Source organism: Streptomyces sp. G7(2002), assembly GCF_028870195.1.
Classification (GTDB): domain Bacteria; phylum Actinomycetota; class Actinomycetes; order Streptomycetales; family Streptomycetaceae; genus Streptomyces; species Streptomyces nigrescens.
On the sequence record NZ_CP102609.1, the window covers coordinates 3,121,898 to 3,134,330 of the forward strand.

The 12,433-nt window shown below is 72.8% G+C and carries 11 protein-coding genes; 5 read left to right on the plus strand and 6 right to left on the minus strand.

The window, feature by feature from the left end; translation table 11 throughout:
• Positions 1-2 precede the first annotated feature (2 nt).
• Entirely contained in the window at positions 3-602 is a 600-nt protein-coding gene (locus NUT86_RS12805; protein ID WP_148591591.1) for a TetR/AcrR family transcriptional regulator, read from the minus strand.
• 121 nt (positions 603-723) lie between these two features.
• Between NUT86_RS12805 and NUT86_RS12810 the strand changes: the two genes are divergently transcribed.
• The gene (locus NUT86_RS12810; RefSeq protein WP_018090170.1) at positions 724-897 is read left to right on the plus strand and encodes a DUF6243 family protein; all 174 of its coding nucleotides are present in this window, start codon (positions 724-726) and stop codon (positions 895-897) included.
• A 181-nt stretch (positions 898-1,078) separates the two neighbouring features.
• The gene (locus NUT86_RS12815; protein ID WP_274740462.1) at positions 1,079-1,984 is read left to right on the plus strand and encodes a dimethylarginine dimethylaminohydrolase family protein; all 906 of its coding nucleotides are present in this window, start codon (positions 1,079-1,081) and stop codon (positions 1,982-1,984) included.
• Positions 1,985-2,256: 272 nt separating this feature from the next.
• On the opposite strand, the gene NUT86_RS12820 is transcribed toward NUT86_RS12815, so the two are convergent.
• The 4 genes from NUT86_RS12820 to NUT86_RS12835 form a co-directional block, all read right to left on the minus strand.
• Positions 2,257-3,210: a small ribosomal subunit Rsm22 family protein gene (locus NUT86_RS12820; protein WP_274735242.1), complete on the minus strand. Its 954-nt coding sequence runs from the start codon at positions 3,208-3,210 to the stop codon at positions 2,257-2,259.
• Between the two features lie 40 nt (positions 3,211-3,250).
• Entirely contained in the window at positions 3,251-4,327 is a 1,077-nt protein-coding gene (locus NUT86_RS12825; RefSeq protein ID WP_174876401.1) for a serine hydrolase domain-containing protein, read from the minus strand.
• 56 nt (positions 4,328-4,383) lie between these two features.
• Positions 4,384-5,700, minus strand: coding sequence for a Bcr/CflA family multidrug efflux MFS transporter (locus tag NUT86_RS12830; RefSeq protein WP_274740466.1), 1,317 nt, complete (start codon positions 5,698-5,700; stop codon positions 4,384-4,386).
• Positions 5,701-5,825: 125 nt separating this feature from the next.
• Entirely contained in the window at positions 5,826-7,457 is a 1,632-nt protein-coding gene (locus NUT86_RS12835; protein WP_274735243.1) for an alkaline phosphatase D family protein, read from the minus strand.
• A gap of 178 nt (positions 7,458-7,635) precedes the next feature.
• On the opposite strand from NUT86_RS12835, the gene NUT86_RS12840 reads away from it, so the two are divergent.
• The 3 genes from NUT86_RS12840 to NUT86_RS12850 all read left to right on the plus strand — a co-directional run bounded on the left by NUT86_RS12840 (position 7,636) and on the right by NUT86_RS12850 (position 11,075).
• Positions 7,636-8,565: a DUF4429 domain-containing protein gene (locus NUT86_RS12840; protein ID WP_266448986.1), complete on the plus strand. Its 930-nt coding sequence runs from the start codon at positions 7,636-7,638 to the stop codon at positions 8,563-8,565.
• Positions 8,566-8,685: 120 nt separating this feature from the next.
• Positions 8,686-9,576, plus strand: coding sequence for an SDR family oxidoreductase (locus NUT86_RS12845; RefSeq protein ID WP_266449045.1), 891 nt, complete (start codon positions 8,686-8,688; stop codon positions 9,574-9,576).
• A 464-nt stretch (positions 9,577-10,040) separates the two neighbouring features.
• Complete coding sequence (locus NUT86_RS12850; RefSeq protein ID WP_274735246.1) at positions 10,041-11,075, plus strand: trypsin-like serine peptidase; 1,035 nt, start codon at positions 10,041-10,043, stop codon at positions 11,073-11,075.
• Between the two features lie 138 nt (positions 11,076-11,213).
• On the opposite strand, the gene NUT86_RS12855 is transcribed toward NUT86_RS12850, so the two are convergent.
• A complete protein-coding gene (locus NUT86_RS12855; RefSeq protein ID WP_342456237.1) occupies positions 11,214-12,260 on the minus strand; it encodes a DUF6801 domain-containing protein in 1,047 nt (348 codons plus the stop codon).
• Between the last annotated feature and the right edge of the window lie 173 nt (positions 12,261-12,433).

Sequence of the window (12,433 nt, forward strand, 5' to 3'; positions counted from 1 at the left end):
GCTCAGCCGCGCGGCCGCAGCCCCCGCAGCACCTGGTCGACCAGGGTGTCGACGAAGTCGTGGGTCAATTCGCCGGTACGCATCAGCCAGCGCTGTGAGAAGGGACTCAGCAGCATCTCGACGGCGATCCGCGCATCGATGTCGGCGGCGACCTCTCCGGCTTCCTGGGCCGCCCGGATCCGGTCGACATAGAGGCGGGTGCCGGGCTCCATCAGCCGGGCGACGAAGGTGCGGGAGAGCTCCTCGTCGTTCGCACCGGCCGCCGCGAGGGCGCGGTAGGGGGCCTGGAACGCCGGGTCGTTGAATTCGTCGGCGGTGGCCCGCAGCACGGACTTGAGGTCCGCGGCCAGATCACCGGTGTCGGGGAGGCCCTTCACGTCGTAATCGTCGACGCCGGCGGTGAACGCGTCGAGCAGGACGGCCGCCTTGGAGGGCCACCAGCGGTAGATCGTCTGCTTGCCGACACCGGCCCGGGAGGCGATGCCTTCGATCGTGAGCTTGTCGTAGCCGACCTCGCCGACGAGCGTCAGGGCGGCGTCGAAGATCGCGCGACGGGAGCGTTCGCTGCGACGGGAGGAGTCGGGGGCTGCTTTGTTCGCCATAGCGCGGAGTCTAACCAAGGAGAAGCGAGACGTATCGTCTTGACGAGACGCTTCGTCTCGTACATAGTGAAGACCAAGCGAGACGGTTCGTCTCGCCAAAGCCGGGAGGAAGGGGATTCCCATGAGCAAGGGCAATGCGGGCGGAATGCTGGGGGTCGGCGGGACCCGGAACAAGCTCTCGCGGGGCGCGCTGCGCGGCGGCGGGGGCACCGGCCGCGGCGGCCGGGGGCGGTCCGAAGCGGACCGCCGCGATGAGCTGCTGCGCAAATTCCAGGAGCGGGCCCGGAAGCAGTGACCGGGCACGGCGTGCGGGCGCCGGGCACCACTCGAACGGTGCACGGCCCGCGGCACGGGGGCTCCGCACGGTGGACGATTTGGGGGCGCGTACGGCACTCCGTACCCGCCCCCAGTGCCACCACCGTGAGGAGCCCTCCTTGCGTACCCTCCGGCGCAGCGCCACCCCCCGCCGCTATCTGATGTGCCCGCCCACGTACTTCCGGGTCAGCTACTCCATCAACCCCTGGATGGACCCCGACAAGCCCGTGGATCTCGCACTCGCCCACGCCCAGTGGGAGGACCTGCGCGACCGCTACCGCGCGCTCGGCCACACCGTCGAGGAGCTGCCGGCGCACCCCGCCTTCCCCGACATGGTCTTCGCCGCCAACGGCGCCACCGTCGTGGACGGCCGGGTGCTCGGCGCGCGGTTCGCCTTCGCCGAGCGGTACGGCGAGGCCGCGGTGCATGCCGAGTGGTACCGCGGCCACGGGTTCGACGCGGTGCGGGAGCCGCGGCACGTCAACGAGGGCGAGGGCGACTTCGCGGTCACCGCGTCCTGGCTGCTGGCCGGGCGCGGCTTCCGCAGCAGTCCGCTGTCCCATGCGGAGGCGCAGGAGTACTTCGCCCGCCCGGTGATCGGCCTCGATCTCGTCGACCCGCGTTACTACCACCTCGATACGGCGCTGTGCGTGCTCGACCCCGGGGGCGGGGAGCCGGCGGCGGGGCGCCGGGCGGGGGGCGGGGGGGCGGGCGGGGGGGGGGCGCCGGGCGTGGGCGGGGCGCCGGGCGGGGGCGGGGGCGGGGCGCCGGGCGGGGGCGGGGGCGGGGCGGAGGTCATGTACTTCCCCGGCGCGTTCTCCGCCGGGAGCCGGGCCGTGCTGGCGCGGCTGTTCCCCGACGCGCTGATCGCCGGCCCGGCCGACGCGGCCGCGTTCGGGCTGAACGCGGTGTCCGACGGGCGGCATGTGCTGTTGCCCCAGGCGGCGGTGGGGCTCTTCGAACCGCTGAGGGAGCGGGGGTACGAGCCGATCGGGATGGATCTGACGGAGTTGTTGAAGGGTGGGGGGAGTGTGAAGTGTGTGACGGCGGAGCTGCGCTTGGGCTGACTTCCCGCGTTTTTGGCTTTCCCGCCGTGGTTCTTTCGCCTTCGGCGGGTGGGGGGCCTGTGGTTTTCCGGCTTTCGCGCCGTGGTTTGTTTCGCCTTCGGCGGGTAGCAATGCAACCGTGAGGGTGTGGTGCCGGGGTTTGGGGTGTGCAAGGTCGGACTGCTTCGCTTTACGTCCGACAACACACCCCTCCGCCCCCGGCACCTCGTGTCCATGTGGGGCCGCAGTCCGGTGAGGGGGAGGTCAGGGCCGGTGGGGGCCGGTGGGGGCGGTCAGGACCAGTCGTCGCCCCAGGAGGCGTCTCGGGCCTGGCGATAGTGGGTGCCGTGGCGCTTGGTCACCGTGGTGCGTTGCAGGCCCTCGTCTGTGGTGCAGAGGTCCAGGAGGACCTGGCCCTTGCGGAGTTGGGGTTTGCGGACGATGCGGGCGGGGGCGGGGGTGGCGTCGAGGGTGGTGGCGGCGACGTAGCTGAACTTTTCGTCCTCGTACGGGAGGGAGCCGCCCTTGACCTGACGGTGGAGGGAGGAGCGGCTGACCCGGGCGGAGAAGTGGCACCAGTCCTCCCCGGGGACGATCGGGCAGGTGTCGCTGTGCGGGCAGGGGGCGACGATGCGCAGACCGGCTTCGGTGAGCTGGGTGCGGGCCTCGCGGATGCGGAGGTAGCCGTCGGGGGTGCCGGGTTCGATCAGGACGACGGCCTTGGCCGCGGCGGCCGCGGCGGCGACGACGGCGTGGCGGTCCTCGGGGCGGAGTTCGCCCAGGACGTAGGAGACGGTGACCAGGTCCGTGCCGGCGGGGACGGTCAGGCCCTCGCCGATGGTCTGCCGCTGCCAGGTCGTGTCGGGGAGGGTCTTGGCGGCGAGTTCCTGGCCGAGGTCCAGGGCGGGCTGTGCCCAGTCCAGGACGGTGCTGTGGTGGCCTTCCCAGGTGGCGGCGGTGGCCCAGGTGGCGGCGCCGGTGCCGCCGCCGATGTCCACATGGGTGGCCGGGGACCAGTCCGGGACCCGGGCGGCGAACGCGTTCAGCGCGGCCCGTACGGCTTCGAAGGTGGCCGGCATGCGGTAGGCGGCGTACGCGGCCACATCCGCGCGGTCGCGCAGGACCGGGGCGTCGGTGGGGGTGCGGCCCCGGTAGTTGGCGATCAGACGGTCGACTGCCTGCGCGGCCTGTTTGGGCGGCAGGCCGTCGAGCAGGCCCGCCAGCGCGGCGCGCAGTTCCTCGTGCATGGGGGAAATTCTACGGGCCCCCGCGGCGTGCCCTGGCTGGTCAGGTGGCACGGGAGACCGCGCGGGCCAGCCGGGTGGCGGCCGCGGCGCGGGGGGCGCTGCCGCCGGCGCGGCGGCGGGGGTGGACGGTGTTGGCGAGCAGGACGAGGAAGGTGTCGGTGGCGCGGTCCAGGACCAGGCTGGTGCCGGTGAAGCCGGTGTGCCCGGCCGCGCCGCGGCCCGCCAACTCGCCCATGAAATACGGCTGGTCGACGCCGAAGCCGAGACCGGGCGGGTCGAGGAGGGCGGCGACCGCGTCGGGCCCGAGGATCCGGGCGGTGCCGTAGGCGCCGCCGTTGAGCAGGGTGCGGCAGAGGACCGCCAGGTCCTGGGCGGTGGAGAAGAGCCCGGCATGACCGGCGACACCGCCCAGGGCCCAGGCGTTCTCGTCGTGCACCTCGCCGCGGATCATGCCGCGGTCCGCCTTGGCCCAGGGCCGCCGCTGGTCCTCGGTGGCCGCGACGCCCTGCGGCGCCAGCGGCCCGTACGAGGTGCTGGACATCCCCAGCGGGCCGGTGATGCCGTCGCGGATCAGGGCGTCGAGCCGGTGCCCGGTGCGCTGCTCCAGGATCAGCTGGAGGGCGATGAGGTTGAGGTCGGAGTAGCGGTGGACGGGGGCCCGGCCGCCGGAAGGGGCCGCCGCCTCCCGCCACAGCAGCGCCAGTTGGGCGGTGCGGTCCCGGTGGTCGTAAAAGGGGAGCTCGGGGGCGAGTCCCGAGGTGTGGGTGAGCAGCTGCCGGACGGTGATGCCGGGGGCGAAGGCGGGCAGATCGGCCCGCACCTCGTCGTCGAGGGCCAGCCGGCCGCGTTCGACCTGCTGGACCGCGGCGATGGCGGTGAAGAGCTTGCTGAGCGAGGCGAGGTCGAAGACGGTGCCGACCCGCATCGGCTCCCACAGGTCGCGGGGCAGATCGAGGCCGCGGTCCCGCTCGGGGTCGTAGGCCCGGTAGCGCAGCGCCCAGCCCGCGGCGGCCTCGGCGGCGACGACCGGGCCCCGGCCGGCCAGCACGACGACGCCGGGGGACCAGGGCGGCCGGCCCTCGGGCAGTGCCCGGACACCGCGGACCAGCCGTTCCACCCAGCCGGGGTCCAGCCCTGCGCGGGCCGGTGGGCCGTAGGTGAGTGCCGTTGCGTTCAGAGCCTGGTCCTCTCGCCTGCCGTGCTCCCGTTGCTCTCCCCCCTACGCTGCCACGGGCGGCACATTCCCAGGAAGCACACGAGCGCCAATACGGCACAAGAGAGCTGTACGAGGGCCATCGGTACGGCCGTCCGCTCGCCCGCGATCCCCACCAGCGGGGAGGCCACCGAGCCGAGGAGGAAGGTGGAGGTGCCCAGCAGCGCGGAGGCGGAGCCGGCCGCGTGCGGGGTGCGCAGCAGGGCCAGGGTGTTGGTGCTCGGCATGACCAGGCCCATCGCGGCCATCAGGACGAACAGGCCGGCGGCCGTCGGGACCAGTCCGACGTGGCCGAAGACGCCGGCGGACATCAGGAGCAGGGCGGTCGCGGCGAGCGCGATCACCGCCAGACCGGTGCCCAGCACCTTGTCGAGGCCGACCCGGCCGACCAGCAGCTTGCCGTTGATCTGGCCGACGGCCACCAGGCCGACGGAGTTGATGCCGAAGAGCAGGCCGAAGGTCTGCGGGGAGGCGCCGTAGATCTCCTGGACCACGAACGGCGAGGCGGAGATATAGGCGAAGAGGGCCGCGAAGGCGAAGGCGCCGACGAGGGCGTAGCCGGAGAAGACCCGGTCGGCGAGCAGATCACGCATGGTGCGCAGGGTCTGGCCGAGGCCGCCGGAGTGCCGGCGCTCGGGCGGCAGGGTCTCGTGGAGCGTGCGCCACACCAGGAGGGTGAGCGCCACGCCGACGGCGGTGAGGACGACGAAGACCCCGCGCCAGTCGGTGAGCCGGAGGATCTGGCCGCCGATGAGCGGGGCGACGACCGGCGCCACCCCGGAGATCAGCATCAGGGTGGAGAAGAACCGGGCCATCGCCACGCCGTCGTACAGATCGCGGACCACCGCCCGCGCGATGACGATGCCGGCCGCGCCCGCCAGGCCCTGCAACAGGCGGAAGGCGATGAGGAGTTCGGCGTTGGTGGCGAGCGCGCACAGGGCGGTGGCCAGGACGTAGATCACCATGCCGGCCAGCAGCGGGCGTCGGCGCCCCCACTTGTCGCTCATCGGGCCGACGATCATCTGCCCCAGCGCCATGCCCGCCAGGCAGGTGGTGAGGGTGAGCTGGACGGTGGCGGCCGGGCTGTGCAGGGCGGCGGTGACCTGCGGCAGGGCCGGGAGGTACATGTCCATGGAGAGCGGCGGGACCGCCGTGAGGCCGCCGAGGACGAGGGTGACGAGGAGGCTGGTGCGGCGGGACGCGGCCGGTGCTGCTGCCGCGCCCCGCTCGGCTATGGGGGGAAGGTCCTGGGTCTCGGCCGCGCCGGGCTCCGTCATACGGGTCTCCATGGTGATAGATGGCTGCACCATGGTGTCACGCATGTGACGGCTTCCGACCGGTTTCGGACCGGTCCCTTGGGCCTAGGACGGACGTCCCCCGGGCCTGGGACGGACGTCCTGGATCAGGCGGGCTTCAGGCCCGGATCGCCCGCTTCGGAGACGAAGGAGGCGGTGGTGTGCACCGGCGCCCCGGGGGTGGTGACGGCCGACACCGTACGGAATTCGGCGCGGGCGGTGTCCTGTTCCAGGGTGACGGTGAGGTAGCCGCGCCGGCCGTTGTAGAACTTCAGGTGCGGGTTGGCGGCCAGGTAGGTGTCCCAGTTGGCGGGCTTGTCCGCGCCGTCCTTGCCGCTGGCGATCGAGGTGGTGACGAGCTCCACCCCCGCGGTGCGCGAGCCGGGGTCCTTGAAGTCCTTCTTGATGTCGAAGGCGTAGTGGACGTGCACATCGCCGGTGAGGACGACGAGGTTGTCCACGCCCGCCGACTCGGCGCCGGCCAGGACCCGGTCGCGGGAGGCCGCGTAGCCGTCCCAGGCGTCCATGCTCAGCTGGTAGCCGGGGCCGGTGGCGTTGCGCCGCTCGGAGAAGGTGACCTGCTGCGGCAGCACGTTCCAGCGCGCGGAGGACTGCCGCCAGCCGTCGATCAGCCAGCGCTCCTGGGCGGCGCCGGTCAGGGTGCGCGCGGGGTCGAGGGACTCGGGGCCCGGGGCGTGCCAGCCGTCGCCGTAGGCCTGGTCGGAGCGGTACTGACGGGTGTCGAGGATGTCGAACTGGGCGAGTTGCCCGTACTGGAGGCGGCGGTAGAGCCGGCAGTCGGCGCCCTGGGGCCGCTGCGGGCGGCGCAGCGGCTGGTTCTCCCAGTACGCGCGGTAGGCGGCGGCCCGGCGGACGAGGAACTCGGCGGGCGGGAGGTTGCCCTCGCTGATGTCGGAGGCGTAGTTGTTCTCCACCTCGTGGTCGTCCCAGGTGACGATGAAGGGGTGCGCGGCGTGCGCGGCCTGCAGGTCCGGGTCGGACTTGTAGAGGGCGTAGCGCAGCCGGTAGTCCTCCAGGGTGACCGTCTCGCGGTTGAAGACCGCGGGCAGCTTGCGGTCGGTGTAGTTGCGGGCGCCGCCGGCCGCGCCCACCGGGTACTCGTAGAGGTAGTCGCCGAGGTGGAAGACCACGTCGAGGTCCTCCTCGGCCAGGTGCCGGTGGGCCGTGAAGTAGCCGTCGTGGTAGGCCTGGCAGGAGACCGCGGCGAGCTTCAGGTCGGAGAGCCGGGCGCCCTTGGTGGGTGCGGTGCGGGTGCGGCCGACCGGGCTGATCCAGCTGCCGGCGCGGAAGCGGTAGTAGTAGACGCGGTCGGGCGCGAGACCGGTGGGCTCGATGTGCACGGAGTGGTTGAACTCCGCGTGGGCGTCGGCGCGCCCCTGGCCGGCCAGCCGCTTGAAGTGCTCGTCGTAGGCGACTTCCCAGCGGACCGTGACTCTGGCGTCCGGCATCCCGTTGCCGGGCTCGTACGGACGCGGGGCGAGGCGGGTCCACAGCACGACGGAGCCGGGCTGCGGGTCACCGGAGGCGACGCCGAGCGTGAAGGGGTTCTCGGTGATCTTCCGCGCATCGGCCTCGGCGGCGAATGCGGCGCCCGTGCCCGGGAGGTTGGTCGCGAAGGCGAGCGCGGCGGCGGCCCCGGTGGCGGTGAGGAAGCGGCGGCGGCCGAAGTGTGCGGCCGCGGCCCGGATCTCCTGCTCGTGCGGTGCGTGGTGCGTCATCTGGCCCTCCCCTGAAGGCGGTTGTCGCAGAGCCCGTAGGGGAGTAATTCGAGGGCCACGGGACGGCGCGGCGCTGTCCCGCGCACGACACATACATGACAGCTGGATGAGGAGTGGGCCCGCACCGGACGCGGTCGGACAATCACGGCACCGGCCGTGGCTCCGTAGGATTCGGGGCATGGCTGAACTGATGGTGCGCGACGGCACGTGGAGCTTCGACGGGGACGTCGTGCGCATCGTGCCGGGGCGCGAGCGCGGGGTGCACAAACTGCGCCAGGATCTCGGCGAGTTCACGGTACCGCTGGCCGCGATGGCCGGGATCGCCCACGAACCGGGCCGCAAGGGCGGCCGGCTGCGACTGCGGCTGCGGGACGGCGCGGATCCGCTGCTGCAGGTCACCGGCGGCGGTCTGCCGGACGAGGCGAACCCGTACCGGCTGACCGTGGACGCCGGACGGGTCGATGTCGCCGAGTACTTCGTGGACGCGGTACGGCAGGCCCTGATGCTGGAACAGATACCGGACGGGCCGGCCGACCACTATCTGCTGCCCGGTCCGTCCGTCCCGCTCTCGGCCGCCGGGGTGGACGGTGTCGCCACCTTCGACGGCGAGCGGGTGCACATCGAATGGCGCTGGAACACCAGCGAGACCAAGCGGGACTGGGGCCCCCGGAACTTCGCGCTCAGCGAGCTGGAAGCGGTGGAGTGGCGGGCCGCCGCCGGTCTGGAGTCCGGCCATCTCCGCTTCCGGACGCGCGGGGCGACGGAGCGGCTCAAGCCGGAGAACGACCCCAACTCCATCGAGCTGTGGGGCTTCAAGAAGGAGAGCGGCACCACGGCGCTGCTGGCGGCCGCGGTCGCGGCGCGGCTGCCGCATCCGTCGGCCGGCGCGGGGAAGTCCCTGCGGGCAACGGCCCCGCCCGCACCGCTCGCCCCCGCCGCGCCGCTCACCCCCGCCGCTCCCCGGGTGTCCGCCGCCGCCCCCGCCGAGGACCATGACGCCCTGCTGCGCCGGCTGCGCGAACTGGGCGACCTGCGCCGCGACGGCATCCTCACCGAGGAGGAGTTCACTGCCACGAAGGCGGCGGTGCTGCGGCGGTTCCATACCTAGGAGGAGACACTCCCTAGGACTGAGACGCGGCGGCGGCGCCCCGTTCGCCGCCCGTGCGCCGTTTACGCTGCCGCCATGGCAGAGAACACAGAGCCGGCACGGGCAGCGCGGACGACGCCGATGGCACGGGCCGGGCAGGTGGGCGGCACGGCGACCGCGCCCCGGCCCACACTGCCGGCACCGTCCTCGCGGGGCGGGCAGAGCACACAGACGGCACCGGCGGCACAGGAGACACAGCACGACGGGGCGGCGCCCCGGCAGGTGGCCGTGGTCACCGGCGCCGGCTCCGGCATCGGGCGGGCGGTCGCCCATGCGCTGAACGCCGCCGGCTGGACGGTGGTGCTGGCCGGGCGGCGCGCGGAGGCGCTGGCGGAGACCTCCCGTCTGGCCGGCCCGCTGGACCCCGACGGCCCCGCGATCATGACGGTACCGACCGATGTCACCCGGCCCGACCAGGTCGACGCCCTCTTCGCCACCGTCCACGAACGGTTCGGACAGCTCGATCTGCTCTTCAACAACGCGGGCACCTTCGGCCGGGCGGCGCCGCTGGAGGACCTGAGTTACGACGACTGGCGCGCGGTCGTCGACGTCAACCTCACCGGCTCCTTCCTCTGCGCCCAGGCCGCCTTCCGCGCCATGAAGGCCCAGGAGCCACAGGGCGGACGGATCATCAACAACGGCTCGGTCTCCGCGCACGCCCCGCGCCCGCACTCCGTCGCCTACACCGCCACCAAGCACGCGATGACCGGCCTGACCAAGTCGCTCTCCCTGGACGGCCGTCCGTACGGCATCGCCTGCGGCCAGATCGACATCGGCAACGCGGCGACCGAGATGACCGGCCGGATGCAGACCGGCATTCTGCAGGCGAACGGCCGGACAGCGGTCGAGCCGGTGATGGACGCGGCGGACGTCGCCCGCACGGTCGTCCACATGGCGGCGCTGCCACTGACGGCCAATGTGCAGTTCGCGACGGTGATGGCCACCAACATGCCGTATATCGGGCGGGGTTGAGGGGCAGCGGAGGGGGCAGCGGGCGGAGAGCGACGTCCGGCCGGGCGCGGCCGGGCCACTGCCGGGCCGGAGGGCGGCGCGTGAACGCGCGTAGCCAGGCCGCTGCCGGGCCGGAGCGCGACGCCTGAACGAGCTTAACCAGGCCGCTGCCGGGCCGGAGAACGACGTCCGGGCCGGTCGAAGTGCGGCCGCCGCCGGGCCGGGCAGCCGGCGCCGGAACGGGCGGGAAGTCGCGCCCCCGTACGCCGGGTCATCGAATCCCCGTACGACCCCTGCCCACTTTCCCCTTCCGGTGGCACCCTAAGAGCCTGCCTTCGGGCCCCGGCCGGGCTGACCGGCCGGGGCGCAAAGACAGGCGCTTCGCTCGAATCCGCACCTCTCGTCTGCCGGGCCGCCCCCGTGCGGCCCGTCCCCCCGAGGCCGCGCACGCCCGCCGTACGCGGCCCCCGCAGAAGGAGTCACGCGTGAGACGAACCGTTCGCGGCATACCGGCAGTTCACGGCATACCGGCGCCGCACCCCGCGCGCAGATCCCGGGCCGCCCTCGGCACCCTGACGGCCGCCGGTACGCTGCTCGCCCTGCTGCTCCCCACCGGCCAGGCCGGTGCCGCCCCGCAGCCCGGCCACCACTCCTCCGCCACCCCGCAGACCACCCTCGGCGCCTTCTGGACCGCGGACCGGATGCGCGCCGCCGCTCCCCTGGACCTCGCCACACCCACGAAGCGGTCCGCCCCCGCCGCGGTCCCGCGCAGCGCCCCGCTCAAAGTGGCCCCCACCCTCCCCCGACTCCCCAAGGCCGGCTCGCTGTTGCCCGGGTCCCTCCCCCAGGCCGGCGGACCGTGGACCGGCGGCGGCGCGGTCGTCAAGACCACCGGCCGGGTGTTCTTCACCTACCAGGGCCGCAACGCCTCCTGCTCCGGCGACGCGGTCACCAGCGGCAACAAGAGCACCGTGATCACGGCGGGCCACTGTGTGAAGCTGCAGGGCGCCTGGCACACCAACTGGGTCTTCGTCCCCGGCTACCACGACGGCCAGGCCCCGTACGGCAAATGGCCGGCGGCCAAGACGCTCGCCACTCCCCAGTGGACGGCGAGCGAGGACATCAACTACGACGTCGGTGCCGCGGTGGTCGCCCCGCTCGACGGCAAGAAGCTCACCGACGTCGTCGGCGGCCAGGGCCTGTCCTTCAACTCCGGCTACAACAAGGCGATGTACGCCTTCGGCTTCCCCGCGGCCGCCCCGTACGACGGCAGCAAGCTCATCTACTGCAGCGGCAACACCATCAAGGACCCGCTGTTCTCCAGCGACCACGGTCTGCCCTGCAACATGACCGGCGGTTCCAGCGGCGGCCCCTGGTTCACCTCGTTCGACGAGAAGACCGGCACCGGCCTGCAGTCCTCGGTGAACAGCTTCGGCTACCAGTTCTGGCCCAACAACATGTTCGGCCCGTACTTCGGCGACGACGCCAAGAACCTCTACAACCAGGCCCAGACGTCCTGACCCGGACACCTGGGGGCCGTGTGGACCGCGTCCGTACGGCCCCCACTGCGCCAGGAGAGAGCGAGCGGTCCGGATGCGGGCGGAGTCGGCGGTGCCGGCCTCCTCCTGGATGGCGTGAGCTGTCAGGGCCTGCCTTGGTTACCTGCCGCGCGAGCGGAAGCGGAAGACGGCGGCCACGGCAACGGTGCCCACGACAAGGGTGCCCACGGCCAGCAGGAGCAGATCTTCGGTGTCCGGGCGGCTGGTCGCACCGGTGCTGGTGAAGGCGCCGGTCGAGCCGTCGGTGGTCGCCCCGCCCTTCGCGCCGCCGCTGGGGGTTTTCGCCGGATCTGCTGCCCTGTCTCCGGACGGCGAACCGGCCCTGGTGCCGGAGGGCCCGGACGTCGTCGAGCGGGTCGTGCCGTCCGTAGTGGATCCGGTGCTCCCGGCGCTTCCGGCGCTTCCGGCGCTCCCCGATGTCTGCGCCCCGGGGGCGCCGGCGCCGGCCGTACCCGTCGCGCCGGAAGTGACCGAGCCGGACGGCGTCTTCGCCCCCGTGATGCCGAACGACGCCACGACGGTGTTCTGCCCGGCGTCCAGCGTGCACGGCGCGTCGACCTCACCCGGTCCGGTCGGGTTGCCCTTCGCGTCTTTCAGGGCGAGGCGCAGGGTGAGGTCGCCGATGGTGATCTTCGCGCTGCCCGGCCGGGTGAAGGTGCGCGCCGGTGCGGCGCCGGTCGCCTTGACGTGGAACGAGCCGGATTCCGGGACGTTGGTCCTGCTCACGTCGAACGGCAGGCTGACGTCGAGGTCGCCCTGCGGCGCAGCCACGAGGGCCTTTGCGTCCGCCGTACCCTCGATGCTCCTTACACCTGCCAGACGGATCACCTTCGTACGGTCCGAACTCACCGGCACCACCGCGTCGATGCGGAATTTCGGAGTGGGCCTGCCGACCTCGGCCGACTTCGGGATGTCCGAGTCGATCTTCATCGTGACAGGCTGCGCGCCGACATACGGAAAGGCGCACCTGTACCTCAGCGTGAGCGACGTGGGGGCCGCAGCCGCGGTTCCGGCTCCGAAAACCCCCAGCATTCCGCCCGCGAGCCCTACAGCCGTCGCTAACCCCATGGCGCCACGGGCCACCGAACCGGTGCGGGCCGTCCCGCGCCGCTCGGACAGGTTCTGGTTCCGCTTTCCGGTCCTCATCTCGATTCCCCCGTCTCGATTCCCTCGTCAGACGTGTGAGTGCCTACGACAAGCATGAACCCGAAGCGGTAATAGATCTGTCACGATCCGGGTGCAGCCCGTCACGGAACGGGGCCGGGGGTCGGGGGTCGGAGCAACCGGACCCGCGCCAACCCCGCACGCTGGGCCGAGGT

What these genes read in the sequence shown, in the direction of transcription:
- NUT86_RS12805 (WP_148591591.1), bottom strand. Translation starts at nt 602, where the DNA reads ATGGCGAACAAAGCAGCCCCCGACTCCTCCCGTCGCAGCGAACGCTCC.
- NUT86_RS12815 (WP_274740462.1), top strand. Translation starts at nt 1,079, where the DNA reads ATGTGCCCGCCCACGTACTTCCGGGTCAGCTACTCCATCAACCCCTGG.
- NUT86_RS12810 (WP_018090170.1), top strand. Translation starts at nt 724, where the DNA reads ATGAGCAAGGGCAATGCGGGCGGAATGCTGGGGGTCGGCGGGACCCGG.
- NUT86_RS12830 (WP_274740466.1), bottom strand. Translation starts at nt 5,700, where the DNA reads ATGACGGAGCCCGGCGCGGCCGAGACCCAGGACCTTCCCCCCATAGCC.
- NUT86_RS12845 (WP_266449045.1), top strand. Translation starts at nt 8,686, where the DNA reads ATGGCACGGGCCGGGCAGGTGGGCGGCACGGCGACCGCGCCCCGGCCC.
- NUT86_RS12835 (WP_274735243.1), bottom strand. Translation starts at nt 7,457, where the DNA reads ATGACGCACCACGCACCGCACGAGCAGGAGATCCGGGCCGCGGCCGCA.
- NUT86_RS12855 (WP_342456237.1), bottom strand. Translation starts at nt 12,260, where the DNA reads ATGAGGACCGGAAAGCGGAACCAGAACCTGTCCGAGCGGCGCGGGACG.
- NUT86_RS12840 (WP_266448986.1), top strand. Translation starts at nt 7,636, where the DNA reads ATGGCTGAACTGATGGTGCGCGACGGCACGTGGAGCTTCGACGGGGAC.
- NUT86_RS12820 (WP_274735242.1), bottom strand. Translation starts at nt 3,210, where the DNA reads ATGCACGAGGAACTGCGCGCCGCGCTGGCGGGCCTGCTCGACGGCCTG.